Source organism: Pseudomonas sp. LBUM1647, from assembly GCF_059716175.1.
In genome coordinates this window covers 371,660-396,732 of record NZ_CP166809.1, presented here as the reverse complement: position 1 = coordinate 396,732, position 25,073 = coordinate 371,660, and the positions used below count along the sequence as shown (strand labels likewise).

Genomic DNA, 25,073 nt, shown 5'->3' with positions numbered 1-25,073 from the left:
TGAAGTGTGGAACCCGCTGTCGGAGTCGAAGATGAAAAACTGGCTGGACGAGATCAAGTGGGACGCCGATGGCCTTGTGCCGGCGATTGCCCAGGATCACAAGACCGGGCGCGTCCTGATGATGGCCTGGATGAACCGTGAAGCGCTGGAACTGACCGCTGCCGAGAACCGCGCCATTTACTGGTCACGTTCCCGTGGCAAGCTGTGGCGCAAGGGCGAAGAGTCCGGCCACGTGCAAATCCTGCATGAGATGCGCCTGGACTGTGACGCCGACGTGATCATCCTGATGGTCGAGCAGATCGGCGACATCGCTTGCCATACCGGCCGTCAGAGCTGCTTCTACCGCGTCTTCGAGAACGGCGACTGGAAAACCGTCGACCCGGTTCTGAAAGACCCGCACGCCATCTATTCCGCAGGACACACCCATGAGTGACACTCTGACCCGTCTGGCCCAAGTGCTGGAAGAGCGCAAAGGCGCCGCCGCCGACAGCTCGTATGTCGCCAGCCTGTACCACAAGGGCTTGAACAAGATTCTGGAAAAAGTCGGCGAAGAGTCGGTCGAAACCATCATTGCCGCCAAGGATGCCGCCATCAGCGGTGACTGCAGCGATGTGATCTACGAAACCGCCGATTTGTGGTTCCACAGCATGGTCATGCTCGCCCAACTGGGGCAGCATCCACAGGCTGTACTCGATGAACTGGACCGTCGTTTCGGTCTGTCCGGACACGCCGAGAAAGCCTCGCGCCCGTCCGCCTGAACAACTATTAGAGAGGAGCAGCAACATGGGCATTTTTGACTGGAAACACTGGATCGTCATCCTGGTTGTTGTCGTGCTGGTGTTCGGCACCAAGAAACTGAAAAACCTCGGCACTGACGTCGGCGAATCGATCAAGGGCTTCAAAAAAGCCATGAACGATGAAGACAAGCCAACTGATCCGACGGTGACACCGGCCCAACCGGTTCCACCCGCGCAGCCACAGACCACTCAGTCCGTGAACCAGCCGCACACCATCGACGTGCAGGCGCAAAAAGTCGAAGAGCCGATCCGCAAAGACGTGTGAGCACTGACTAATGTTTGGTATCAGCTTCTCTGAACTGCTGCTCGTCGGCCTCGTGGCCCTGCTGGTGCTGGGCCCCGAGCGTCTGCCGGGTGCTGCGCGCACCGCCGGCCTGTGGGTCGGCCGTCTGAAGCGCAGCTTCAACGCGATCAAACAGGAAGTTGAACGTGAAATCGGTGCCGACGAGATTCGTCGGCAGCTGCACAATGAGCACATTCTGTCGCTTGAGCAGGAGGCGCGGAAGATTTTCACGCCGACTCAGCAAGAGGCCACACCGGTTCAGCCGGTTGAACCTGTGGCGGAGCAGACGATTCATGCTCCGATGGCAGAAGCTGCACCTGACGCGGCACCGACGGAAACGGTGAAAGCTGTTGAACCGGCGCCGGTTGTCGCGTCCGTAGAACCCGTTGCTCCTGCCGCCGCGCCGACAACGCCGGCGCCTCACGACACCACTTTGCCGCCGCGAGTCTCATGAGCGATCTCCCCGAAAATGACCAGCACATGCCGCTGGTTTCGCACCTCACCGAGTTGCGTACCCGTCTGCTGCGTTGTGTAGCGGCGATCTTCATCATCTTCGCCGGGTTGTTTGCCTTCACCCAGCAGATCTACACCTTCGTCTCCACGCCGCTGCGTCAATACCTGCCCGTGGGCGCGACGATGATCGCCACCGATGTGTCGTCGCCGTTCCTGACGCCGCTGAAGCTGACCATGATGGTCTCGCTGTTCCTGGCGATCCCGGTGATCCTGCATCAGATCTGGGGCTTTATCGCTCCAGGCCTGTACAAGCATGAGAAACGCATTGCGGTGCCGCTGCTGGTGTCCAGCATCCTGCTGTTCTATACCGGCATGGCGTTCGCCTATTACCTGGTGTTCCCGCTGATCTTCAAATTCTTCGCCGCCGCCACCCCGGCCGGGGTGGAAATGATGACCGACATCAGCAGCTACCTCGACTTCGTCATGACGCTGTTCTTCGCTTTCGGCGTGGCGTTCGAAATACCGGTGGCCGTGGTGCTGCTGGTATGGATCGGCGTGGTCAACGTCGCTTACCTGAAGAAAATCCGCCCGTACGTGGTCATCGGCTGCTTCGTGGTCGGCATGATCCTGACGCCGCCGGACATCTTCTCGCAGACGCTGTTGGCCGTACCGATGTGGCTGCTGTTTGAAATCGGCATCCTGTTCGGCAGCCTGGTCAGCAAGCGCGGCGAGCATCCGGACGACCAGCCGGCCGACGATCACAACGACCAGCCGCCAGCGACTCAACCGTGAACCTGCTGCTTCTCGAAGAGGCCGACTTCATTGCGGCCGACCGGGCGATCCTGCGTGATCGCCGGTTGACGCACATGCAAGAAGTCCACCGCTCCGTTGTCGGCGACAGTCTGCGGGTCGGGCGTATCGGCGGGCTGATGGGCTCGGCCGAACTGCTGCGCCTGGACGCCGATGAAGCCGAACTGCGCGTCACCCTCGACCAGCCACCACCGGCCAAGCTGCCGCTGACCCTGGTGTTGGCCCTGCCACGGCCGAAAATGCTCCGTAGGGTGTTTCAGACCGTGGCGGCCATGGGTGTGCCACGAATCGTGCTGGTGAACAGCTATCGCGTCGAGAAGAGCTTCTGGCAAACCCCGTTCCTGGAGCCCGAGGCGATTCGCGAGCAGTTGATCCTCGGCCTCGAACAGGCCCGGGACAGCGTGCTGCCGGAAGTCGTTATCGAGAAGCGCTTCAAGCCATTCGTCGAAGATCGTCTTCCGGCCATCACCGAAAGCACCCTCGGCCTCGTTGGCCACCCCGGCAACTACCCGCCCTGCCCTCGTGGCCTGAACGAACCGGTAACCCTGGCCATCGGCCCCGAAGGTGGCTGGATTCCTTACGAAATTGACCTGTTGGGCAAGGCCGGCCTGCAACCGGTGCAGCTCGGCGACCGCATCCTGCGGGTCGAAACCGCCGTCACTGCGCTGCTCTCTCGCCTCTTCTAAAACCAGACACTATCCCTGTGGGAGCGAGCTTGCTCGCGATAGCGGACTGCCAGTTAACCCATGCGTTGACTGACCCACCGCCATCGTCGGATCGCCGCCCGGAGCAAGCTCGCTCCCACAGGAAAACTCGTCGCCCCAACCAACGTGTACGCCTACAGATTCCCGTTCGCCAGCCGATACAGCTCCCATAAAACCAACAAATGGTTCGAGGGAATTGCAGCATGTACCGATGGCTAGCCGAGAAACTGGGGAACGTCAGCGTCAATCGCAAACTGGGTGTCGGCTTCGGTCTGGTGCTGCTGCTTACCTTGTTGATCACCTTCACCGGCTGGACCGGCCTTAGCGGTGTGATGAGTCGCGGCGATAAGCTGGGGTTTATTGCCAGCCTCAATGACCTGACCAAAGACCTGCGCCTGGCCCGCCTGGATTACGAAATGCGTCGCGGCGAACAAGGCCCCGGCGCGGTCAACGACCTGCTCGGCCAACTCGATACCGGCCTGAAAACCGCGCGCACGCTGATCGAACAACCGGCCGACGTGGCCATGATCGACCAGCAACTGGCCGCCGTCAGTGAGTACAAACAAGCCTTCACCGCCATGACCCAGGCCGGCGCCCACCGCGAAGACGCCCGCAGCAAACTCGGCGCCACCGCCGACAACGCCGTGGTCCGTGTCGCCGAAGTCGAAAAATCCATGCTGCAAGGTGACAGCGTCGCCGATTTCAACAGCGTGATCGACCTGAGCAAACTGATCCAGCAAGCGCGCTTCCAGGTTCGCGGTTACACCTACAGTGGCAAAACCGAAGCAGAGCAACCTGCTCTCGACGCCATCGACAACGCGTTGAAAAACCTCGAAAGCCTACCCTCCAAACTGCCGGAACAGCACATCGCCAACCTGCAGCAGGCCACTGACTCGCTCAAGGCCTATCGCGCCGCCGTCAGCCAGTTCCGTGACTCTCAGGTTGCCAGCGCTGCCGCGCTCAAACGCATGGCCGCACAAGGCGACATCCTGCTCGACGTCAGCAAAAAACTCACCGTGTCGCAAACCATCGTCCGAGACACCGATGCCGCGCACGCCAAAAACCTGCTGCTGCTGGCCGCCGTCCTGGCGCTCGCCTTCGGCATGCTTGCCGCGTGGGCCATCACTCGCCAGATCGTGATTCCCCTGAGCCAGACCCTCAAGGTGGCGGAGCGTGTTGCTGCCGGCGACCTGACCCAAAACCTTATCTCTGAGCGTCAGGATGAACTCGGCCAGCTACAGCGCGCCATGCAAAGCATGACCCTGGGCCTGCGCGAGTTGATTGGTGGCATCAGTGACGGCGTCACGCAAATCGCCAGTGCCGCCGAAGAGCTGTCGGCAGTCACCGAGCAGACCAGCGCCGGGGTCAACAGCCAGAAGGTCGAGACCGACCAGGTGGCCACCGCCATGAACGAAATGACCGCCACCGTGCAGGAAGTCGCGCGTAACGCCGAAGAAGCGTCCGAAGCCGCCGTCGCCGCCGATCAGCAGGCCCGCGAAGGTGACAAAGTGGTCAGTGAAGCCATCGCCCAGATCGAGCGCCTGGCCAAAGAAGTCGGCAACTCCACCGAAGCCATGGGTCATCTCAAACGCGAAAGCGACAAGATCGGCAGCGTGCTCGACGTGATCAAATCCGTGGCCCAGCAAACCAACCTGCTGGCCCTCAACGCCGCCATCGAGGCCGCCCGCGCCGGTGAGGCCGGACGTGGTTTTGCGGTGGTCGCCGACGAAGTCCGCAGCCTGGCCCAGCGTACCCAGAAGTCCACCGAAGAAATCGAAGAGCTGATCGTCGGCCTGCAAACCGGCACCCAGCAAGTGGCGACCATCATGGACAACAGCCGCAGCCTGACCGACAGCAGCGTCGAACTGACCCGCCGCGCCGGTGGCTCGCTGGAAAGCATTACCCGCACCGTGTCGGCGATTCAGTCGATGAACCAGCAGATCGCCGCCGCGGCCGAACAGCAAAGTGCGGTGGCCGAAGAGATCAACCGTAGCGTGCTGAACGTGCGCGACGTGTCCGAGCAGACCTCGGCAGCCAGTGAAGAGACCGCGGCGTCCAGCGTTGAGCTGGCACGGCTGGGGACGCATCTGCAGATGCTGGTGGGGCGGTTCAAGGTTTAAAACCGCGTCAAACGAAAAGATCGCAGCCTTCGGCAGCTCCTACGGGTGTACACAAAACCCTGTAGGAGCTGCCGAAGGCTGCGATCTTTTTTAGGCGCTGAAGTTAGAGAACCTGCCGCAAGAAGGCCTGAGCCCGCGGATCCTTCGGCGCATCGAAGAACTCGGCCGGCGAGGCATCTTCCAGCAATTTGCCGTGATCGAAAAACAGCACCCGATCCGCCACTTCCCGGGCGAAGCCCATTTCGTGGGTGACGCAAACCATGGTCATGCCTTCCACGGCCAACGTTTTCATCACATCCAGCACTTCGCCGACCATTTCCGGATCGAGCGCCGAAGTCGGCTCATCGAACAGCATGACCTTGGGCTCCATGGCCAATGCCCGCGCGATGGCCACGCGCTGCTGCTGACCGCCAGACAGACGCGACGGAAACTCGTTGGCCTTCTGCGCAATACCGACCTTTTCCAGCAACGCCAAGGCCTTGGCCTCGCGCTCCTTCTTGCCGCGCTTGCGCACGACTTTCTGGGCCAGGCAGAGGTTTTCCAGCACGGTCATGTGCGGGAACAGGTTGAAATGCTGGAACACCATGCCGACTTCACGGCGATAGGCATTCACGTCGGTTTTCGGGTCGGCCAGTTGCAAGCCGTCGATACTCACCGAGCCCGAGTCGAACTCTTCCAGGCCGTTGAGGCAGCGCAGGAAGGTCGACTTGCCGGAACCAGACGGGCCGATCACCACCAGCACTTCGCCCTTGGCCACGTGCGTCGAAACGTTATCCACCGCGCGAACCACGTGGCCGCGGGTGTCGAAGACTTTTACCAGATCGCGGACTTCAATCACTTTGCGCGAGCCTCCGCTCAAGCCGGCTGGCGATTTTCGACAGCGGCAGGTTGATCAACAGGTACAGACCGGCCACGCAGAACAGGATTTCGAACGGCGAGAACGACGTTGTGATGACTTCGCGACCGCTTTTGAGCAGCTCGGTAATGGCGATCACCGACACCAGCGAGGTGTCCTTGACCAGACTGATGAACTGACCGGCCAGCGGCGGCAGCACGCGTTTGAAGGCTTGCGGCAGCACCACGTGGCGCATCGACTGACCAGCGCTCAGGCCCAGGGAGCGCGCGGCTTCGTTCTGGCCACGGGCAATGGATTGCACGCCGGAACGGATGATTTCCGCCACATAAGCGCCGGTGAACAGCGACAGCGCGGCGATCCCGGCGAACTCCCGGGAGAGGTTCATCACGGTGCCGATGAAGAAGTAGAAAATGAAGATTTGCACCAGCAGCGGCGTGCCGCGCACCAGTTCGACGTAGATCGTCGAGAGATCGCGCAGGGTCGGGTTGCTCGACAGTCGGCACAGGCCCGTGGCGAGGCCGATCAGCAGACCGAGCACACCTGAAACCACGGACAACCATAAGGTGGTCCAGAGCCCCCACATCAGCGGTCCGGCGGCCCAATGACGGGTCACGCCAATCACGTCGCCTTCGGCCACGTCATCACCTTGAGCGACTTGCAGGCTGTTGTCGTCGACGGTCAGGTGCTGCTCTGTACCTGCATCATTGCGCAGGGTGACTTCAGCCTTGTCGCCCTTGCGCACCAGTTCGCTGACGGTGGAGATGTCGGCGGCACGCTGGGATTCTTCGGCGTGGTAGGCGAAGTATTGCGGCACGCGGTTCCAGCGCCATTCGTAGGACATCAGCGAGGTGGCGTAATACAACGCGCCGGCCAGGCCGATCAGCAGCAGCACGGTTAAAACGTGCCACGGCCATTGGGCTTTTTTCTGTTTCATTTGCTCTGAAGATTCCGAATTCTGTGTCGCCAGGGAGGCCGTCTTCGCGAGCAAGCCCGCTCCCACAGGAGAACGCATTCCAATGTGGGAGCGGGCTTGCTCGCGAATGGAGCGACGCGGTCTATCTGACCGAGTGTTATTCCATGTCCTTGAGCCAAGCGGTGTCTTTGAACCACTTGTCATGGATTCGATCGTAGGTGCCGTCTTCGTGGATCTGGCGCAGGAAGTTGTTGATGAAGTTGATGCTGTCGTAGTCACCCTTCTTCAGACCGAAGGCCAAAGGCTCGTAGGTGAACGGCTTGTCGAGGAACACCAGTTTGCCGGCACCGACCTTGTTCACCGCCACAACGTTGTAAGGCGCGTCGTAGATGAAAGCGTCGGCCTTGCCGTTGACCACGTCGAGCACAGCTTCCTGCTCGTTGTCGTAGCCGTGGTAGTTGGCTTTGGAGATAAGCTTTTTGGCCACCATCTCGCCGGTGGTGCCGAGCTTGGAAGTGATGCGGAAGTCGGCGGTGTTCAGGTCTTTATAGGACTTGATGGTGCCTTCCAGTTCCTTGCGGATCAGCAGGGTCTGGCCCACCACGATGAACGGTTCGCTGAAGTTCAGGCGCAGGTTGCGTTCCTGGGTCAGGGTCATGCCGCTGCCGATCATGTCGAACTTGTCGGTCAGCAGGGCCGGGATGATGCCGTCGTATCCGGTGGAAACCATCTCCAGCTTGACGCCCATGGCCTTGGTCATGGCTTTGAGAATGTCGACTTCGAAGCCGATGATCTCGCCGCGCTTGTTGGTCATTTCGAACGGCATGTAGGTCGGGTCCATGCCGACTTTCAGCGTGCCGCGCTTGACCGCGTCATCGATGGCACCGGCCTGCGCCGCGCTGACTGCAACCAATGCCGTGACGCCGACCAGCAGCATCGAGAGATACTTCTTCATCATCAAGTCCCCAAAACCATCGCGTTGTGAGGCGCGCAATCCGCGGGTTTCCCTTGGAAAACCGGCAGATACGAACAGAAAGTTGTTCGGGCGCACCAATTCGGGGACGGATGCTAACGCACTCGTTCGTTTGCACAAGGGTTTGGTTGGGATTTGTTGTTTCGGAGGGCGGAAAGCAAAAGATCGCAGCCTTCGGCAGCTCCTACAGATGTACGCCATGTAGGAGCTGCCGAAGGCTGCGATCTTTTTGAAGCGCCCCCGATGTCAAAGGATGCGGGGGGATTTCATCACGCCAACTGAGGCTGCACACTCAGCGGCTTGAGCGGCAACAGCGGCGCATGGGGATCGGCTTTCACCGATTTACGCCACGCTTCCAGCCACTCGGGGTGACCTTCGCTCCAGATCTGCTCATGCAGACGACCCAATGCCACCGGATCACTGAGCAGTTGCACGCGCTCATTGTTGTTCAGACCCTCAGGCCCGGCTTTCAGCGCATGACGAACCCGTTCAATCCGCAGCCATTCGATCGGCTCGGCCTGACGGTGGCGGGACGTCGCCAGCGAGCACGCCAACGCGTTCTGCTGTGGATCGACCACTGCACGGACGAAGCCGTCGTTCAGCGCATGCCAGCGGTTTTCGTGGGTGTACTGGTCGGTCGCCAGCAACGCCTGTGGCGGATTGTATTCCTCAGGGATCAGGAACAGGCTTTCGTCACGGGACTTGAGGCCCAGGCCTACTCGACTGGAGATCACCGACACCGGTATCGACAGCATCAACGAACCGACGATCGGCACCAGCCACCAGAGGAAGCTCGGGTTCAGCCAGATCACCAGCAGGGCCCAGAAGAAGCCCAGCAAGGTTTGCGGACCGTGGCGTTTTACCGCTTCGCTCCATGGCGTGGAGTCGTCGTCACGTTGCGGCGAGTTCCAGGTCGCGGCCCAGCCGAGGAACGCGGCGAGTACGAAACGGGTGTGGAAAATCATCCGTACCGGCGCCAGCAGCATGGAGAACAGCATCTCCAGCAGCATCGACAGGGTCACCTTGAACTTGCCACCGAACTCTTTCGCGCCCTTGGCCCAGATCAGGATGATGCTCAACAACTTCGGCAGGAACAGCAGCACGACGGTGGTCGAGAACAGCGCGATCGCCTTGTCCGGGTGCCATTGTGGCCACAACGGATAGAGCTGACGTGGCTCAAGGAAGTACTGCGGTTCCATCAGCGTGTTGACCGCCAGGAGCGCCGTCGACAGCACGAGGAAGAAGAACCACAACGGTGCCGACAAGTAAGACATCACGCCCGTCAGGAACACCGCACGGTGCACCGGGTGCATGCCTTTTACCAGGAACAACCGGAAGTTCATCAGGTTGCCGTGACACCAGCGACGGTCACGCTTGAGCTCGTCCAGCAGGTTCGGCGGCAATTCTTCGTAGCTGCCCGGCAAGTCGTAGGCAATCCACACGCCCCAGCCGGCACGGCGCATCAGCGCCGCTTCAACGAAGTCGTGGGACAGAATTGCACCGGCAAACGCGCCTTTACCGGGCAACGGCGCCAGGGCGCAGTGCTCGATGAACGGCTTCATGCGGATGATTGCGTTGTGGCCCCAGTAGTGGGATTCGCCCAACTGCCAGAAGTGCAGACCGGCGGTAAACAGCGGACCGTACACGCGGGTGGCGAACTGCTGCATGCGTGCATACAGCGTGTCCATGCCAGACGCGCGCGGCGCGGTCTGGATGATCCCGGCGTCCGGGGTGGCTTCCATCAAGCGCACCAGACTGGTCAGGCAATCGCCGCTCATCACGGAGTCCGCGTCGAGCACGACCATGTACTTGTAATCACCGCCCCAACGACGGCAGAAGTCGTCGAGGTTACCGCTTTTACGCTTAACGCGACGGCGACGGCGGCGATAGAAGATCTTGCCGAAACCCTTGGCTTCACGGCAGACGTCCAGCCAGGCTTGTTGCTCGGCAACGCAGATATCGGCGTCGTTACTGTCGCTGAGGACAAAGAAGTCGAAGCGATCCAGGTTACCCGTGGCCGCAACCGACTCGAAGGTCGCCCGCAAACCGGCAAACACCCGTGGCACGTCTTCGTTGCAGATCGGCATCACCAATGCGGTGCGAGCGTCCGTAGGGATCGGCTCGTTACCGGCGCTTTTACCGGAAATGCGGTATTTGTCGTGACCGGTGAGCAACTCGAGGAAGCCCATCAACGCGGTCCAAAAACCGGCCGACACCCAGCAGAACAGAATCCCGAACAAGATCAGGATGCTGGTCTGCAGCGCATACGGCAGTACTTGCGTGACCGTCTGCGACAGCGGTTGATGCAGCACTTCGTTCAGGTCGACGAACGACCAGCCCTGGTACGGCATGATGCCTTTCATGTACCAACCGGCGACGATGGTCTGGCCGAGCATCAGTATCAGCAAAATGTAGCGGCGGATCGAACCGACGGTGCGCCAGCGAGCCGCCGGCAGCACATTTTCATCCTTCGGCGGGGCCGGCGGATTGGTGCGACCGGTCAGACGACGCCAGCCACGCACCAGAATGTTGGTGCGCCACGGCTCCGGCACGACTTTGGTCCGACGAATCGGTGGGGTTGCCCGCAGGCAAACCCGGCCGCTGGCGTCGAGCACCAGCATTTCAGCGTCTGCCAGTTCTTCGGCGGTGTTCAGGGTCAGGCGACGACCCACCGAAGCTTGAGCAGCCTCGGTCGGCGCGTCGAACGTCGAGGACGAAAGGCGCTCATGCAATTCGCTGAAAGACTGGCAGCCCGCGAGTTCCGCGCGCTGCTGGTCGGTCATCGGCAGATGCGCCAGATACTCGGCAAGAGTCTCTGGCTGTACTTGAGAATTACTCATCGGCAGGCAACTGGTAGCTCCAGGTCTCGGTCAGGACTTCTTCAGTCGGAACCGATTCCGGTGTGGCTGGGACCGCCTCGGCAGCAACAGGCTGCTTGGCGTCTTTGTTGTCCTTGTCCTTGGAATCTGCGGCTGGCTTGGCTTCGGCCGGCTTGGCTTCAACCTGCTTGGTCTCAGCTTGCTTGGTTTCCTTCGCTTCCTTGGCTTCCTTGTCCAGCTTCTCCTGCTGCCGAGCGGCAATCTTGTCAGCCTTGGCGACGGAAGAATTGGATGCCGGCAACGATGTTTTGGCCAGGTCAGCAGTCACGATGTTCTTGACCAGTGCAGCACGCATCTCGGTAGGCTTGCCCGGATCCTTGATTTTCATCCGCAGCGTCAGGCGCCAGCCCTTGGTTTCAGGGTTGTAACGTACGCTGTTCTCGACCAGCTCGGCATTCTCGCCAACGCTGACCTGGCTACGAACCTCCGTAGCTTCCGGCAATGCCGCAAGGGACGGGCCTTCGAAGTCCACCAGATAAGCAACGCTACCGTCCGGCTGACGAATCAGGTTGGACTGTTTCACGTCACCCGTGGAACGCAGGGTCTGTTGGACCCAGGCGCTGTCCGGTGCATGAAGCGCGGCTTCGTCGATGGTCCAGTGCATGCGATAAGCGACGTCCAGCGGTTGGCCAGGCTCAGGCAGTTTTTCCGGACTCCAGAACGCAACGATATTGTCGTTGGTTTCGTCGGCAGTCGGAATCTCTACCAGATCGACGGAGCCCTTGCCCCAATCGCCTTTTGGTTCGATCCAGGCACTTGGGCGCTTGTCGTAGCGGTCGTCGAGGTCTTCGTAGTGGCTGAAGTCGCGGCCACGTTGCAGCAGGCCGAAACCGCGCGGGTTTTCGATCGAGAAGTTGCTCACCGCCAGGTGTTTCGGATTGTTCAGTGGGCGCCAGATCCACTCGCCATTGCCGGCATGGATCGACAGACCGCTGGAATCGTGCAGTTCGCGACGGTAGTTCAGCACTTTCGACGGCTGATTGGCGCCGAACAGGAACATGCTGGTCAGCGGCGCAACGCCAAGCTTGGTGACCTTGTCACGCAGGAACATCTTCGCCTTGACGTCGACAACGGTGTCGCTGCCCGGACGCAGGGTCAGGCGATAGGCACCGGTAGCGCGTGGCGAATCCAGCAGGGCGAAGATCACCAGGTGCTTGTCACCCGGTTTTGGCTGTTGAATCCAGAACTCGGTGAAACGCGGGAATTCTTCGCCGGACGGCAACGCGGTATCGATGGCCATGCCGCGAGCGGACAAGCCATAGGTGTGCCCCTTGCCGACAACGCGGAAGTAACTCGCGCCGAGCATGGTCATGATTTCGTCTTGCTTGTCAGCCTTGTTGATCGGGTACAGCACACGGAAACCGGCATAACCCAGTTGCTCGGTGGCTTTAGGATCAAACTTCACGTCGCCGAAATCGAAACGACTTGGGTCGTATTTGATCTCTTCGACGGTATTAGCTGTGATTTCGTTGATTTTCACCGGCGTATCGAAATGCATACCCTGGTGATAGAACGACAGCTTGAACGGGGTCTTCTGATCGGCCCACTCGGCTTTTTCGGTCAGGAAGCGAATTTTTTGATAGTCCGCGAATTTCATCTCGCGGAACTCGTTCGGCAGGTTACTGCGCGGAGCTTCGTATTTCTGCCCGGCCAGCTCTTTTGCCTTGACCGATACATCATCCAGATTGAATGCCCAAAGCTGACCGGCGCTGAGCAGGCAGAGCAGTGCAGAGCCCGCTACCAGAGCGCTTCGTAACCGTTTGGCAGACAATTTTGCATTACAGGGACTAACAATCACGAGCAACCCTCGCCGAAAACAGATCAAAAAACCAACGGCCAGTTAAAGTGCCTGTGAGGAGAACGGCATGGAAAAACCGACCCTACAGACCACTCTTGCCAAGTTGGCGAGCATTGTTCCGACTCCTATGGGGCTAAATGATTCCCCAAGAGGTCCAGGACAAGTCTCTACCTAAGTCAAAATGGACCAACGAACGCTGATCCCCGTAGCGCGCGATTATCTAGTAGGCCGCGTTACAACGCATCAGGGGTAACAAAGTATTTATCGCGAAAAACCCCTGTTTTCAGTCGAAAAGCCCTTAAAAACATGTTTCAAGCGCTTTCAGGTCTGTAACAGGAAGGTTACCGGGCCGTCGTTGACCAGGTGCACCTGCATATCCGCGCCGAATCTACCTGATGCCACAGTGCCATGCACCTGTTTCGCTTTGCTTAATAGATAGTCGAAAAGTTCCTCGCCAAGGGCCGGAGGGGCAGCGGTCGAAAAACTCGGGCGCAACCCGCTCTTGGTATCGGCGGCCAGGGTGAACTGTGAGACCAGCAGCAACCCACCGCCTACATCCGCCAGGGACAGATTCATCTTGCCCTCGGCGTCACTGAACACACGATAGTTAAGCAGCTTCTGCAGAAGTTTGTCGGCGCTGGCCCGAGTATCCTCGGGCTCGACCGCCACCAGCACCAGCAAACCCTGATCGACGGCGCCAACCACCTCCCCCGCTACCTCGACTCGCGCGCCACGCACGCGTTGCAGCAGGCCCTTCATGCTTCTTCAGGGGCCAGGTCGAGCAGACGATGGGCCATCAGATCGGCGGCGCGAACCAGTGCGTCAGTAATGCCAGGTTCGGAGGCGGCATGGCCGGCGTCGCGGATCACCTGCAACTCACTGTTCGGCCAGTTCTGATGCAGTTCCCAGGCGTTATCCAGCGGGCAGATCACGTCGTACCGACCGTGGACGATCACGCCAGGCAAATGGGCGATCTTGCCCATGTCGCGGATCAGCTGGTTAGGCTCAAGGAACGCATTGTTGGTGAAGTAGTGACATTCGATGCGGGCGATGGACAACGCGCGCTGTGGCTCGGAGAAACGATCGACCACCATCGGGTTCGGGCGCAGGGTGGCGGTCCGGCCTTCCCAGGTGGACCAGGCCTTGGCCGCGTGCATCTGGGCAATCTGATCGTTGCCGATCAGGCGCTTGTGGAAAGCCGAGAGCAAGTCTTCGCGCTCGTCCAGCGGGATCGGCGCGATGTAGTCCTGCCAGTAATCGGGGAACAGACGACTGGCGCCACACTGGTAGAACCACTCGATTTCCTGCGGACGGCAGAGAAAAATCCCGCGCAGAATCAGACCGTGCACGCGCTCCGGGTGGGTTTGCGCGTAGGCAAGCGCCAGGGTCGAGCCCCACGAACCGCCGAACAGTACCCATTTATCGATGCCAAGGTGCTGGCGAATCCGCTCAAGGTCGGCGACCAGATCCCAGGTGGTGTTGTTTTCCAGGCTGGCGTGGGGCGTGGAACGACCGCAACCGCGCTGGTCGAAGGTCACGATGCGATACAGGTTTGGATCGAAAAACCGACGGCTCTGGGCATCACACCCGGCGCCGGGGCCGCCGTGGATGAATACAACCGGCAAACCTTCCGGCGAACCGCTTTCGTCGACATACAGCGTGTGGGTTTCATCGACGGCCAGATCGTGCCGGGCGTGGGGTTTGATCTGCGGGTACAAAGTCTGCATTGCGCGCTCCGTAAGGGGTCGAGGTCATCCCTGGGGGGACTTCTATTATTCTGCCGTCCGGCATCATAAACCCGAATTACGCCAATGAGCATGCCTTGCAGAGTCAGAGTTTTTCAGCCCGTTTTTTCAGACAAATAGCCGAGCAGCGTTTCATAGAGTGCGTCGACCTCGGCGACCTGCCCCCGAGCCCGCAAACAGCCGTGGACCAACCCCTCGCCGTAATAAAGCGTCGCTGCCACGCCTGCTGCATTCAGTCGCTCGGCGTAGAGCATGCCGTCATCGCGCAGCGGGTCGAATTGCGCCACGGCGATCAAGGCCGGCGGCAAGCCCCTGAAATCCTCGGCGAGCAACGGCATCGCATAAGCACTTGGCTGTCCGGTGCCGCGCAAGTACAGGGCGTGATAACAATCCAGATCGCTGCTGCTGAGTAAGGGAGCATCGACGCATTCACTGCGCGACGGCAATCGGTGATCACCGCCCAGCCCCGGATAAATCAGCACCTGCGCAGCCGGCAATGGCTCGCCCGCATCGCGCAACCCCAGACACAACGCAGCCGCAAGGTTGCCACCGGCGCTGTCCCCGGCCACCAGCGTTCGCTCGGGATCGAGCCGGAATGGCCCGGTCCGTAGCGCGCGCCAGACACCCAGACAATCCTCGAACGCCGCCGGAAACGGATATTCCGGCGCCAATCGATAATCGACGGCGATCACCAGCACACCGAGCGTCGACGCCAGTTCGGCGCAGATGAAGTCGTGGGAATCCAGGTCTCCCACCACCCACCCGCCGCCGTGCAAATAAACGATGCACGGGCAACCGCCGGTCGGTGGCGAAACCGTCGGTTGATAAGACCGCACTGGCACGCCGGCCAATTCAAAGTCGACCACATAAAGCCCGGCGGGACGCGACGGGGTGAACGCCCGGCACATCCCGCTGTAGGCCCGACGCAAACCGCCGAGGCTGCTGTCGGTGCTGTTGAAGCTGACGGTTTTTTCGACGAAAGCCGCCATTTGCTCGGATAACGGATAGGAACTCATCAAAGTTTCAAACGGGTCTGAACGGTCGCCACGCCATCCTTGCCATCAAAACTGGTGACACCGGCAAGCCAACGCTGCAAATCTTCCGGATGATCACGCAGCCATTGTTTGGCAACGTCCTGCGGCGTCTTGCGCTCCATGATCGGCACCATCAACTGGCTTTCCTGGGCCGCGGTGAAGGTCAGGTTTTCCAGCAGACGGTTTACGTTCGGGCAGCGCTGGGCGTAGTCCGGGGCGGTCACGGTGGAGACGGTCGCAGCGCCTTCGTTCGGGCCGTAAACGTCTTCGCTGCCGGTCAGGTAGGCGATTTTCATGTTGATGTTCATCGGGTGCGGGGTCCAGCCGACGAACACCACGAACTCCTTGCGATTCACCGCCCGCTGAACGGCGGCTAGCATGCCGGCCTCACCCGACTCGATCAGCTTGAAATCCTTCAAGCCAAATTGATTGGTCTCGATCATGGTTTTGATGGTGGTGTTGGCGCCACTGCCGGGCTCGATGCCGTAGATCTTGCCGCCGAGTTGATCCTTGAATTTGGCGATATCGGCGAAAGTTTTCAGACCCGCTTCGGCGACATACTCAGGTACGGCGAGCGTTGCCTGAGCATCGGCCAGGCTCGGTTTGTCCATGACCTTCACCTGATTGGCAGCCAGAAACGGCGCGATGTTTTTGTCCATCGCCGGTTTCCAATAACCAAGGTAGATGTCCAGACGCTTGTCGCGGATGCCGGCGAAGATGATTTGCTGCACGGCGCTGGTTTGCTTGCTTTCGTAGCCCAGGCCATTGAGCAGTACGTCAGCCATGCCGCTGGTGGCGATCACGTCGGTCCAGTTGACCACGCCCATGCGCACGGCCTTGCAGGAAGCGTCGTCACTGGCCAGTACGCTGGTGCTCAGGAGAGCAGTGCCGCAGAGGATTGAGAGACAGCGGGTAAACAGTCTTTTCATTGGGAGGATCTCGTGCGGCAGCGGATTATTGTCGGGCCGGTGTCTTTGTGCACCGTGCCCGGAACATTACGCAGCGTCGAGAGGGTAAAAGCGAACTGTAGCGACCGTGTTTTGCACGGTGGCGACAGGAAGTGCCTTAAAAGATCGCAGCCTTCGGCAGCTCCTACAGGGTTTTGTGTACACCTGTAGGAGCTGCCGCAGGTTGCGATCTTTTGATCTTATGCGCCGTAGTGCTTTTCGGCCCAGGCCAACAGCCCTTGCAGCAATTCCTTAAGCACCACCTGAGTCGGCGCCGCCAGGTCCGGGCGATAACGGAACGGCTCGAACTCTTCCATGTACGTGCACTGGCCCAACTCCAGTTGCACCGCATGAATGTTCTCGGCCGGATTGCCGTAATGCCGGGTGATGTGGCCGCCCTTGAAGCGACCGTTCAGCACATGGCTGAAATCGCCGTGGCGCGCGCAGATGGCTTCCAGCTGAGTGGCCAACTGTGGATCGCAACTGGCGCCGTTGAAGGTGCCGAGGTTGAAGTCCGGCAGCTTGCCCTCGAACAGGTGCGGGATCACCGAACGGATCGAGTGCGCATCGAACAGCAATGCGTAGCCAAACTCGGTTTTCAGTCTCGCCAGTTCCTGCTGCAAGGTGGTGTGGTACGGCGTCCAGATCTGCTCCAGGTAAGTCGCGCGTTCCGCCGCTGACGGCTCCATGCCCTCACGGAACAACGGAATGCCGTCGAACAGCGTCGCCGGGTACAGACCGGTGGTCGCACCGACATACAACGGCTTGTCGTCAGACGGTCGATTCAGGTCGATGACAAAACGCGAGTACTCGGCGGCCAAGGTGCTGGCGCCTAGCTCGGCAGCAAATTCGTAAAGCTGCGGGATATGCCAGTCGGTGTCCGGCAGGCTTTTCGCGTCGGGGATCAATCCGGCTTCGACCGTCGGGGTCAGGCGCAGGCCGGCGTGGGGCATGCTGATCAGCAGCGGTACGCGACCATGTTTGAAGTTCAGAACCTTATCCACAACTGTTCTCCTAAATGCTCACTTCAACGCCGTGACGCACGACGCGTTTGTCCAGGTCACCGCCCAGCCAGTAAGACAGGTCGGCCGGACGATCGATTTGCCAGGCGACGAAATCTGCACACTTGCCGACTTCCAGCGAACCGTGGGTTTCAGCCATGCCCAGCGCCGTGGCGGCATGAATCGTTGCACCCGCCAAGGCTTCTTCCGGGGTCATGCGGAAACAGGTGCACGCCATGTTCAGCATCAAACGCAACGACAGTGCCGGTGAGGTGCCTGGGTTAAGGTCGGTGGCGATGGCGATTTTCACGCCGTGTTTGCGCAGAGCCTCCATCGGCGGCAATTGGGTTTCCCGCAGAAAGTAGAACGCGCCGGGCAGCAACACCGCGACGGTGCCGGACTTGGCCATGGCGATGGCGTCGTCTTCGGTCATGAATTCCAGGTGATCGGCCGACAGTGCGTGGTAACGCGCGGCCAGACTCGATCCATGCAGCGACGATAATTGCTCGGCGTGCAGCTTCACCGGCAAACCGAGTTGTTGCGCGGTGATGAACACCCGTTCAACCTGTGCCGGCGAAAACGCCAGGTATTCGCAGAACGCGTCCACCGCATCCACCAGCCCTTCGGCGGCCAGGGCCGGGAGCATCTCGGCGCAGATGTGGTCGATGTAGTCGTCGGCGCGATCCGCATATTCCGGCGGCAAGGCGTGAGCGGCCAGGCAGGTGCTGCGCACGCTGACCGGGAGTTCGGCGCCGAGACGGCGGATGACCCGCAGGATCTTGCGTTCGCTGGCCAGGTCCAAACCGTAGCCGGATTTCATTTCGACCGTGGTCACGCCGTCGCGCATCAGGCTCTTCAGACGCTTGGCGGCACTGGCGAACAGTTCATCTTCAGTGGCCGCGCGAGTGGCGCGTACGGTGCTGGCGATGCCACCACCGGCCGCTGCGATTTCTGCATAGCTGACGCCTTGCAGACGCTGTTCGAATTCACCGCTGCGGTTACCGCCGAACACCGTGTGGGTGTGGCAGTCGATCAGGCCCGGCGTCACCCAGGCCCCGTTAAGATCATTGACTGCCGGGTACTCGCCCGACGGCAGTTCAGCGCGTGGGCCAATCCACTCAATGTGCGCTCCTGACGTCACGATGGCCGCATCCTCGATGATCGAGTAGATGCCTTGCGCCATGGTTGCGACGTGGCAGTGTTGCCAGAGAGTTTTCATCCGTGGCCTCCGTTAGGTTATCGATGAGAAAAAGAAGGTTCCCGCTCCACCGGTACTGCCTTCCCTGCCGCCGGTTTCACCCACGTCAGGTAGGCCAGCACCAGCAATACAATCCAGACTACGCCGACGATCAGAGCCGCTTGGGTGTCCGGGAAATAGCCCAGCACGCCAAAGATGAACAGCATGAAGGCAATCGCCGCCATCGGCGCATAGGGCCAGAATGGCACCGGGAATTTCAACTGTGCGACCTGTTCGGCGCTCATGGAACGACGCATGGCCACTTGGGTGAACAAAATCATCAACCAGACCCACACCGTCGCAAAGGTGGCGATAGAGGCGATCAACAGGAACACGTTTTCCGGAATCAGGTAGTTCAGCAGCACGCCCAACAGCAACGCGACACTCATCACCACTACCGTCATCCATGGCACGCCATTGCGCGACAAGCGGGCGAAGCCCTTGGGCGCATGCCCTTGCTGGGCCAGACCGTACATCATGCGGCCAGCGCCGAAGATGTCGCTGTTGATGGCCGACACTGCCGCCGAGATCACCACGATATTGAGAATGGTCGCCGCCGAACTAATCCCCAGGTTGTCGAAAATCTGCACAAATGGACTGCCTTGGCTGCCGATCTGCTGCCATGGAAAGATCGACATCAGTACGAACATCGTCAGCACGTAGAACAGCAGGATACGCAACGGTACGGCATTGATCGCCCGGGGCAGCACGCGCTGCGGGTCTTTGGCTTCACCGGCGGTCACGCCGATGATTTCAATGCCGCCAAACGCAAACATCACCACCGCAAACGAAGCGATCAGGCCGCCCACGCCATTGGGCATGAAGCCACCATGGCTCCAGAGATTGCTGATGTCGGTCGCTTGGGCGCCAGGCGCCGTGCTGATGCCGAACAACATGATGCCGAAGCCACCGAGGATCATCGCGACGATGGCTGCGACCTTGAGCAGCGACAGCCAGAACTCCATTTCACCGAAGACTTTGACGTTGCACAGGTTCAAGCCGCCGACCACCGAAACGATGCCCAGCACCCAGATCCAGCGGGCGACTTCCGGAAACCAGAAGCCCATGTAAATACCGAATGCGGTGACGTCGGCCATGCCGACGATGACCATTTCAAACGCGTAGGTCCAACCGAGGATGAAGCCCGCCATCGGCCCCAGGTAGGTGCTGGCGTAGTGGCCGAAAGAACCGGCCACCGGGTTGTGCACCGCCATCTCACCGAGGGCGCGCATGACCATGAACACCGCCGCGCCACCGATCAGGTAAGCGAGCAGGACCGCAGGTCCGGCCATTTGAATGGCCGAGGCAGAACCGTAAAACAGCCCGGTGCCGATCGCCGACCCCAGTGCCATGAAGCGAATATGTCGGGCAGAGAGCCCGCGTTTCAAACCCTTTTCTGACTGTTGCATTGCTCGTCCTTAATTATTCTTATTCGACGCAAAATCGAATCGCGAGCAAGCTCGCTCCCACATTGGATTGCGTAAACCCTGTGGGAGCGAGCCTGCTCGCGAAGAGGTCATCACAGGCTAGGCAGCAACTTCGCCGAAACCAGCTCGTTCAGGCAACGAGTCGCCAGAAGCTCGCTAGCAGCATTGATGTCCGGCGCAAAGAACCGATCCTTCTCATAGAACGGCACTTCAGCACGCAGGATGGCGCGAGCCTTTTCCAGCTTGGTCGAAGTCTTCAGACCATCACGCAAATCCAGACCCTGACAGGCCGCCAACCATTCCACCGCAAGAACGCCGCGAGTGTTTTCGGCCATTTCCCACAGACGCTTGCCGGCAGCCGGCGCCATGGAAACGTGGTCTTCCTGGTTCGCGGAAGTCGGCAGGCTGTCCACCGAGTGCGGATGGGACAACGCCTTGTTCTCGCTGGCCAGTGCCGCAGCGGTCACCTGGGCAATCATGAAGCCGGAGTTGACGCCGCCATTGGCCACCAGGAACGGCGGCAGTTGCGACATGTGCTTGTCCATCATCAGCGAGATACGACGTTCGCTCAGGGAACCGATTTCAGCGATGGCCAACGCCATGTTGTCGGCAGCCATGGCGACCGGTTCGGCGTGGAAGTTACCGCCGGAGATCACGTCACCTTCAGCGGCGAACACCAGCGGGTTGTCGGACACGGCGTTGGCTTCGACCGCCAGCACTTCGGCGGCCTGACGGAACTGGGTCAGGCAAGCACCCATGACTTGCGGCTGGCAGCGCAGGGAGTACGGGTCCTGGACCTTGTCGCAGTTCTGGTGCGAGTCGGACACTTCACTGCGCTCGCCCAGCAGATCGCGGTAAGCGGCAGCGGCGTCGATCTGGCCTTTCTGGCCACGAGCGGCGTGGATGCGAGCATCAAACGGCGAGCGCGAACCCAGCACGGCTTCAACGGTCAGGGCGCCAAGCGCTACAGCGCCAGCGAACAGATCTTCACCTTCGAACAGACCACGCAGCGCGTAAGCGGTGGACACCTGAGTGCCGTTGAGCAGCGCCAGACCTTCTTTGGCAGCCAGGGTCAACGGTGTTAGACCGGCTACTTTCAGCGCTTCGGTTGCTTCCATCCACTCGCCTTTGTAGCGAGCTTTACCTTCGCCCAGCAGCACCAGCGACATGTGGGCCAAAGGCGCCAGGTCACCGGATGCACCGACCGAACCTTTCAATGGAATGTGCGGGTAAACCTCGGCGTTGATCAGGGCGATCAGTGCATCGATGACCTTACGACGAATGCCGGAGAAACCACGGCTCAGGCTGTTGACCTTGAGCACCATGACCAGTCGAACCAGCGCGTCGCTGATCGGCTCGCCGACACCGGCGGCGTGGGACAGCACCAGCGAGCGCTGCAGGTTTTCCAGGTCTTCGCTGGCGATACGGGTCGACGCCAGCAGGCCGAAACCGGTGTTGATGCCATAAGCGGTGCGGTTCTCGGCGAGGATCTGTTCCACGCAGGCAACGCTGGCTTCAATCTGGGCCGAGGCACTGTTGTCGAGGGTGATTTTGACCGGCTGCTGATACACATCACGCAGTTGGGCAAGGCTCAGTTGGCCGGGAATAAGGTTTAACGCAGTCATTTCATTCTCCTTTTGAGAGTCTTTTATTAACTCACCAGACGCTCCGGAGTTGTCCGTTGTCCGTCGCGTCTCGCCTTCTGGGGAGCCGCGCCTTGGCACGCTGGTGTGGTGGAAATCAGTTCAGGTTCGGTAACGCGTTGTGCAGCAAAATCGGGTCTTTCAAAACGGCGGCGGCACTGGCGATGTCCGGTGCCAGCCAGCGGTCCTGGTCGTAGGCCGGGACTCGCTCGCGCAGCAGACGCCAGGCGGCATCGGTGCCGGCGCCGAAGCGTTGTTCCTTGAGAAATTCAAACGCCTGGGCCGCCAGCAGGTACTCGATCGCGAGGATCTGCGTGCAGTTTTCCAAAGCGCGGTGCAGCTTCAGCGCCGCGTTGGTGCCCATGCTCAAGTGGTCTTCCTGCAGGCCGGAGGTGACGTAGTTGTCGAGTACGGCCGGTTGCGCCAACTGGCGGTTTTCCGCACACAGCGAAGCGGCGACGTACTGGACGATCATCATCCCGGAGTTCACCCCCGGATTGGCCACCAGGAATGCCGGCAAACCGCTGACATGCGGGTTGATCAAGCGATCCAGCCGACGTTCGGCGATGGAGCCGATTTCAGCCATGGCGATGGCCAGCAAATCCGCCGCCAAGGCCACGGATTGACCGTGCGGGTTGGCCTGGGACACCACTCGGAAGTCATCCGGCGTGCCCAGCAGCATCGGGTTGTCGGTGACAGAGTTGAGTTCGGTTTCGATCTGCTTTTTCGCGTGCTCAAGCTGATCGCGAGCGGCGCCGTGGACTTGCGGGATCGAGCGGATGCTCAGCGCGTCCTGAGTACGAATGCCTTTGCTGCTGGCGATCACTTCACTGCCATCGAGCAACGCACGCAGGTTGATGCCGACTTGCTGCATGCCTGGATGCGGTTTGAGCGCGATGATCTCGGCATCGAACGCGGCAATCTGACCGCGCTGAGCTTCGAAGCTCATGGCACCGATCACGTCGGCCCATTGCACCAGACGTGTCGCGTCGGCGATTGCCAGGCAGCTGAGGCCGGACATGCACGGCGTGCCGTTGACCAGGCACAGGCCATCTTTGGCGCCCAGCTGAACCGGTTGCAGACCTTCTTCGGCCAGAGCTTGCTGGGCGGAAACGATCTGCCCGCGATAGCTGACATTGCCGACACCCAGCAGCGCGATGCTGATGTGGGCCATGTGGGTCAGGTAACCCACCGAACCCTGGGACGGCACTTGCGGGGTAATGCCGCGATTGAGCAGTTCCAACAGGGCTTCGACCACCCGGCGATGAATGCCGGATTTGCCGTGGCTGTAGTTGCGAATGGCGGCGCAGATGATTGCGCGGGTCTGTTCGTCGGCCAATGGTGCGCCAACGCCACAGGCGTGACTGAGCAGGGTGTTGCGCGACAGTTGGCTGAGTTGCTCGTCTTTGAGCGAGACATTGCACAGCGCGCCGAGGCCGGTGTTGACGCCATACGCGCGCTCGCCGCTGACGACGATGCGCTGGACGATCGCCTGGGCATTGTCGATCCGCGCCCAGGTCTCGGTCGACAGCTCAAGCTGTGCGCCATGGCGGGCTACGGCGACCACATCCTGCCAACGCAACGGGGCGTCGGCGATAACGATTTTTTCAGCCTGGGACATCTTTGACCTCGTGCGTACAACTTGAATATTGATGCAGCTTCACCGGCCTCATCGCGAGCAAGCTCGCTCCCACAGTGGATCTCCAGCGTTCACAAAATCCCTGTGGGAGCGAGCTTGCTCGCGATGGGGCCAGCACAGACACCGCAAATCTCTTAAACCACCGCAGCCCGACGCTGTACGAACCGGTCCACATACTCATCCGCCGGCGAATGCAGGATCTCTCTCGGCGTGCCGACCTGAATCAGACGGCCATCCTTGAGAATCGCAATGCGGTTGCCGATGCGCACGGCCTCGTCGAGGTCGTGGGTGATGAAGACGATGGTCTTGTGCAGGGTCTTTTGCAGTTCCAGCAACTGGTCCTGCATTTCGGCGCGAATCAGCGGGTCGAGGGCACTGAAGGCTTCGTCCATCAGGATGATGTCGGTGTCTGCCGCCAAGGCGCGAGCCAGGCCCACACGCTGACGCATGCCGCCCGAGAGCTGATGCGGGTATTTGTTTTCGTAGCCCTTGAGGCCCACGGTGTTGATCCAGTGCAGCGCACGCTCGGAGCACATTTGCTTGGTCTCGCCACGCACTTTCAGGCCGTAGGCGACGTTATCCACCACGGTCTTGTGCGGCAGCAGGCCGAAGCTCTGGAACACCATGCTGATCTTATGCCGGCGAAATTCGCGCAGGGCTTCCATGTCGTATTGCAGGATGTCCACGCCGTCTACCAGGATCGCGCCGCTGGTCGGGTCGATCAGGCGATTGAAGTGGCGCACCAAGGTGGACTTGCCGGAACCCGACAGGCCCATGATCACGAAGATCTCGCCGGTGCCGATGCTCAGGGACAAGTCGTTAACGCCGACCACACAGCCGGTTTCGGACAGCACCTGATCTTTGGTTTTGCCCTGGCCGATCATGGCCAGCGCATCCTTGGAACGGTTGCCGAAAATCTTGAAGACGTTTTTGACTTCGATCTTGCTGATGGCTTCGTTGTTCATTTGCTCACCTCATGCCGTGCCCGACCATACGCCTGAGTAATACGGTCGATAACCACTGCCAGAATCACGATCGCCAGACCCGCCTCAAGACCACGTCCGACGTTGAGGGTCTGAATCCCCACCAACACGTCCTCACCCAAGCCACGGGCACCGATCATCGAGGCAATCACTACCATCGACAGGGCCATCATGGTGGTCTGGTTAATCCCGGCCATGATGCTCGGCAGGGCCAGCGGAAGTTGCACGCCAAACAGTTGCTGCCAGCGGTTGGCACCGAAGGCGTTGATCGCTTCCATCACTTCGCCGTCAACCTGGCGAATACCCAGATCAGTCAGGCGGATCAGCGGTGGTGCGGCGTAGATCACGGTGGCGAAAATCGCCGGGACCTTGCCCAGGCCGAACAGCATCAGCACCGGGATCAGGTACACGAAACTCGGCATGGTCTGCATGATGTCCAGCAACGGCATCAATATCGAACGCAGGCGATTGCTGCGCGCCGAAAGAATGCCCAGCGGAATGCCGATCAGCACCGAAATGATGGTCGCCACCATCATCAGCGCCAGGGTCTGCATCAGCTTGTCCCAGAGGCCGACCGCACCCACCAGGAACAACAAGCCAACGATCACGGCGGTGGTCACGACTTTGCGGGTCGCGTGCCAGGCAACGCCCGCCACGATCGCCAGCATCAGCCACCAGGGCGCCGCACGCAGCAGCCCTTCAAGATTGACGATGGCCCACAGGAGGGTATCGGAGATTTGCCGGAACACGTCGCCGTAGTTGGTGACCAGTGAATCGACCCAACTGTTGACCCAGTCGGCGATGGAAAAGGTAAAGCTTTCGGGAAACATA

23 protein-coding genes and 1 pseudogene are annotated in these 25,073 nt (G+C 60.3%); 8 read left to right on the top strand and 16 right to left on the bottom strand.

The window, feature by feature from the left end:
• Window positions 1–31: 31 nt before the first annotated feature.
• The 8 genes and pseudogenes from hisI to ACA059_RS01775 all read left to right on the top strand — a co-directional run bounded on the left by hisI (window position 32) and on the right by ACA059_RS01775 (window position 5,167).
• On the top strand, window positions 32–433 hold the full coding sequence (gene hisI / locus ACA059_RS01810) for a phosphoribosyl-AMP cyclohydrolase (protein WP_125925768.1): 402 nt from the start codon (window positions 32–34) through the stop codon (window positions 431–433).
• Window positions 426–758 (top strand): phosphoribosyl-ATP diphosphatase, encoded by a 333-nt coding sequence (locus tag ACA059_RS01805; protein ID WP_007899279.1) that lies wholly within the window; start codon window positions 426–428, stop codon window positions 756–758. Before hisI ends, ACA059_RS01805 begins: the two co-directional genes overlap by 8 nt.
• Before the next feature lie 25 nt (window positions 759–783).
• The gene (locus tag ACA059_RS01800) at window positions 784–1,062 is read left to right on the top strand and encodes a twin-arginine translocase TatA/TatE family subunit (protein WP_497632479.1); all 279 of its coding nucleotides are present in this window, start codon (window positions 784–786) and stop codon (window positions 1,060–1,062) included.
• Between the two features lie 10 nt (window positions 1,063–1,072).
• The gene (tatB, locus tag ACA059_RS01795; protein ID WP_497632478.1) at window positions 1,073–1,534 is read left to right on the top strand and encodes a Sec-independent protein translocase protein TatB; all 462 of its coding nucleotides are present in this window, start codon (window positions 1,073–1,075) and stop codon (window positions 1,532–1,534) included.
• Window positions 1,531–2,325 (top strand): twin-arginine translocase subunit TatC, encoded by a 795-nt coding sequence (gene tatC / locus ACA059_RS01790; RefSeq protein WP_169372009.1) that lies wholly within the window; start codon window positions 1,531–1,533, stop codon window positions 2,323–2,325. Before tatB ends, tatC begins: the two co-directional genes overlap by 4 nt.
• Window positions 2,322–3,029, top strand: coding sequence for a 16S rRNA (uracil(1498)-N(3))-methyltransferase (locus tag ACA059_RS01785; protein ID WP_497632477.1), 708 nt, complete (start codon window positions 2,322–2,324; stop codon window positions 3,027–3,029). Before tatC ends, ACA059_RS01785 begins: the two co-directional genes overlap by 4 nt.
• A 200-nt stretch (window positions 3,030–3,229) precedes the next feature.
• Window positions 3,230–4,309: pseudogene (locus tag ACA059_RS01780) on the top strand (methyl-accepting chemotaxis protein); the annotation flags it as partial.
• Complete coding sequence (locus ACA059_RS01775) at window positions 4,295–5,167, top strand: methyl-accepting chemotaxis protein (protein ID WP_497634615.1); 873 nt, start codon at window positions 4,295–4,297, stop codon at window positions 5,165–5,167. The pseudogene ACA059_RS01780 and the gene ACA059_RS01775, both read left to right, overlap by 15 nt.
• A 103-nt stretch (window positions 5,168–5,270) precedes the next feature.
• Here ACA059_RS01775 and ACA059_RS01770 read toward each other — a convergent pair whose 3' ends face one another.
• The 16 genes from ACA059_RS01770 to ACA059_RS01695 all read right to left on the bottom strand — a co-directional run bounded on the left by ACA059_RS01770 (window position 5,271) and on the right by ACA059_RS01695 (window position 25,072).
• Window positions 5,271–6,005 carry an amino acid ABC transporter ATP-binding protein gene (locus ACA059_RS01770; protein ID WP_046045596.1) on the bottom strand — a complete coding sequence of 245 codons (735 nt, stop codon included), beginning with the start codon at window positions 6,003–6,005 and terminating at the stop codon, window positions 5,271–5,273.
• A complete protein-coding gene (locus ACA059_RS01765; protein ID WP_497632476.1) occupies window positions 5,998–6,957 on the bottom strand; it encodes an amino acid ABC transporter permease in 960 nt (319 codons plus the stop codon). The genes ACA059_RS01770 and ACA059_RS01765 overlap by 8 nt, the downstream gene beginning before the upstream one ends.
• Before the next feature lie 136 nt (window positions 6,958–7,093).
• A complete protein-coding gene (locus tag ACA059_RS01760; protein ID WP_497632475.1) occupies window positions 7,094–7,891 on the bottom strand; it encodes a transporter substrate-binding domain-containing protein in 798 nt (265 codons plus the stop codon).
• 287 nt (window positions 7,892–8,178) lie between these two features.
• Entirely contained in the window at window positions 8,179–10,749 is a 2,571-nt protein-coding gene (mdoH, locus tag ACA059_RS01755; protein WP_497632474.1) for a glucans biosynthesis glucosyltransferase MdoH, read from the bottom strand.
• Window positions 10,742–12,586: a glucan biosynthesis protein G gene (locus ACA059_RS01750; RefSeq protein ID WP_497632473.1), complete on the bottom strand. Its 1,845-nt coding sequence runs from the start codon at window positions 12,584–12,586 to the stop codon at window positions 10,742–10,744. Before ACA059_RS01750 ends, mdoH begins: the two co-directional genes overlap by 8 nt.
• Before the next feature lie 321 nt (window positions 12,587–12,907).
• Window positions 12,908–13,345, bottom strand: a complete 438-nt coding sequence (dtd, locus tag ACA059_RS01745) for a D-aminoacyl-tRNA deacylase (protein WP_415772835.1) — start codon at window positions 13,343–13,345, stop codon at window positions 12,908–12,910.
• The gene (pip, locus tag ACA059_RS01740) at window positions 13,342–14,313 is read right to left on the bottom strand and encodes a prolyl aminopeptidase (protein WP_497632472.1); all 972 of its coding nucleotides are present in this window, start codon (window positions 14,311–14,313) and stop codon (window positions 13,342–13,344) included. The genes dtd and pip overlap by 4 nt, the downstream gene beginning before the upstream one ends.
• 113 nt (window positions 14,314–14,426) lie before the next feature.
• Window positions 14,427–15,347, bottom strand: a complete 921-nt coding sequence (locus ACA059_RS01735) for an alpha/beta hydrolase (RefSeq protein WP_497632471.1) — start codon at window positions 15,345–15,347, stop codon at window positions 14,427–14,429.
• Complete coding sequence (locus tag ACA059_RS01730) at window positions 15,347–16,294, bottom strand: choline ABC transporter substrate-binding protein (RefSeq protein ID WP_497632470.1); 948 nt, start codon at window positions 16,292–16,294, stop codon at window positions 15,347–15,349. The genes ACA059_RS01735 and ACA059_RS01730 overlap by 1 nt, the downstream gene beginning before the upstream one ends.
• 218 nt (window positions 16,295–16,512) lie before the next feature.
• Entirely contained in the window at window positions 16,513–17,316 is an 804-nt protein-coding gene (gene hutG / locus ACA059_RS01725) for an N-formylglutamate deformylase (protein WP_497632469.1), read from the bottom strand.
• Between the two features lie 10 nt (window positions 17,317–17,326).
• The gene (gene hutI, locus ACA059_RS01720) at window positions 17,327–18,532 is read right to left on the bottom strand and encodes an imidazolonepropionase (protein WP_497632468.1); all 1,206 of its coding nucleotides are present in this window, start codon (window positions 18,530–18,532) and stop codon (window positions 17,327–17,329) included.
• A gap of 17 nt (window positions 18,533–18,549) precedes the next feature.
• Window positions 18,550–19,959, bottom strand: a complete 1,410-nt coding sequence (locus ACA059_RS01715; protein WP_008149483.1) for an amino acid permease — start codon at window positions 19,957–19,959, stop codon at window positions 18,550–18,552.
• Between the two features lie 110 nt (window positions 19,960–20,069).
• The gene (gene hutH / locus ACA059_RS01710) at window positions 20,070–21,602 is read right to left on the bottom strand and encodes a histidine ammonia-lyase (RefSeq protein ID WP_497632466.1); all 1,533 of its coding nucleotides are present in this window, start codon (window positions 21,600–21,602) and stop codon (window positions 20,070–20,072) included.
• Window positions 21,603–21,717: 115 nt separating this feature from the next.
• Window positions 21,718–23,241 carry a histidine ammonia-lyase gene (gene hutH, locus ACA059_RS01705; protein WP_497632465.1) on the bottom strand — a complete coding sequence of 508 codons (1,524 nt, stop codon included), beginning with the start codon at window positions 23,239–23,241 and terminating at the stop codon, window positions 21,718–21,720.
• Between the two features lie 152 nt (window positions 23,242–23,393).
• Complete coding sequence (locus ACA059_RS01700) at window positions 23,394–24,224, bottom strand: quaternary amine ABC transporter ATP-binding protein (protein ID WP_008149478.1); 831 nt, start codon at window positions 24,222–24,224, stop codon at window positions 23,394–23,396.
• Window positions 24,221–25,072, bottom strand: a complete 852-nt coding sequence (locus ACA059_RS01695; RefSeq protein ID WP_415758288.1) for an ABC transporter permease — start codon at window positions 25,070–25,072, stop codon at window positions 24,221–24,223. The genes ACA059_RS01700 and ACA059_RS01695 overlap by 4 nt, the downstream gene beginning before the upstream one ends.
• Window position 25,073: the final 1 nt, after the last annotated feature.

Excerpts from the sequence above, each read along its gene's own strand:
- hutH (WP_497632466.1), bottom strand. The coding sequence starts at position 21,602 with ATGACTGCGTTAAACCTTATTCCCGGCCAACTGAGCCTTGCCCAACTG.
- tatB (WP_497632478.1), top strand. The coding sequence starts at position 1,073 with ATGTTTGGTATCAGCTTCTCTGAACTGCTGCTCGTCGGCCTCGTGGCC.
- ACA059_RS01775 (WP_497634615.1), top strand. The coding sequence starts at position 4,295 with ATGCAAAGCATGACCCTGGGCCTGCGCGAGTTGATTGGTGGCATCAGT.
- ACA059_RS01695 (WP_415758288.1), bottom strand. The coding sequence starts at position 25,072 with ATGTTTCCCGAAAGCTTTACCTTTTCCATCGCCGACTGGGTCAACAGT.
- ACA059_RS01765 (WP_497632476.1), bottom strand. The coding sequence starts at position 6,957 with ATGAAACAGAAAAAAGCCCAATGGCCGTGGCACGTTTTAACCGTGCTG.
- pip (WP_497632472.1), bottom strand. The coding sequence starts at position 14,313 with ATGCAGACTTTGTACCCGCAGATCAAACCCCACGCCCGGCACGATCTG.
- ACA059_RS01800 (WP_497632479.1), top strand. The coding sequence starts at position 784 with ATGGGCATTTTTGACTGGAAACACTGGATCGTCATCCTGGTTGTTGTC.
- dtd (WP_415772835.1), bottom strand. The coding sequence starts at position 13,345 with ATGAAGGGCCTGCTGCAACGCGTGCGTGGCGCGCGAGTCGAGGTAGCG.
- ACA059_RS01730 (WP_497632470.1), bottom strand. The coding sequence starts at position 16,294 with ATGAAAAGACTGTTTACCCGCTGTCTCTCAATCCTCTGCGGCACTGCT.
- ACA059_RS01700 (WP_008149478.1), bottom strand. The coding sequence starts at position 24,224 with ATGAACAACGAAGCCATCAGCAAGATCGAAGTCAAAAACGTCTTCAAG.
- hisI (WP_125925768.1), top strand. The coding sequence starts at position 32 with ATGAAAAACTGGCTGGACGAGATCAAGTGGGACGCCGATGGCCTTGTG.
- hutH (WP_497632465.1), bottom strand. The coding sequence starts at position 23,241 with ATGTCCCAGGCTGAAAAAATCGTTATCGCCGACGCCCCGTTGCGTTGG.
- ACA059_RS01715 (WP_008149483.1), bottom strand. The coding sequence starts at position 19,959 with ATGCAACAGTCAGAAAAGGGTTTGAAACGCGGGCTCTCTGCCCGACAT.
- hutI (WP_497632468.1), bottom strand. The coding sequence starts at position 18,532 with ATGAAAACTCTCTGGCAACACTGCCACGTCGCAACCATGGCGCAAGGC.
- ACA059_RS01735 (WP_497632471.1), bottom strand. The coding sequence starts at position 15,347 with ATGAGTTCCTATCCGTTATCCGAGCAAATGGCGGCTTTCGTCGAAAAA.
- ACA059_RS01760 (WP_497632475.1), bottom strand. The coding sequence starts at position 7,891 with ATGAAGAAGTATCTCTCGATGCTGCTGGTCGGCGTCACGGCATTGGTT.
- mdoH (WP_497632474.1), bottom strand. The coding sequence starts at position 10,749 with ATGAGTAATTCTCAAGTACAGCCAGAGACTCTTGCCGAGTATCTGGCG.
- tatC (WP_169372009.1), top strand. The coding sequence starts at position 1,531 with ATGAGCGATCTCCCCGAAAATGACCAGCACATGCCGCTGGTTTCGCAC.
- ACA059_RS01805 (WP_007899279.1), top strand. The coding sequence starts at position 426 with ATGAGTGACACTCTGACCCGTCTGGCCCAAGTGCTGGAAGAGCGCAAA.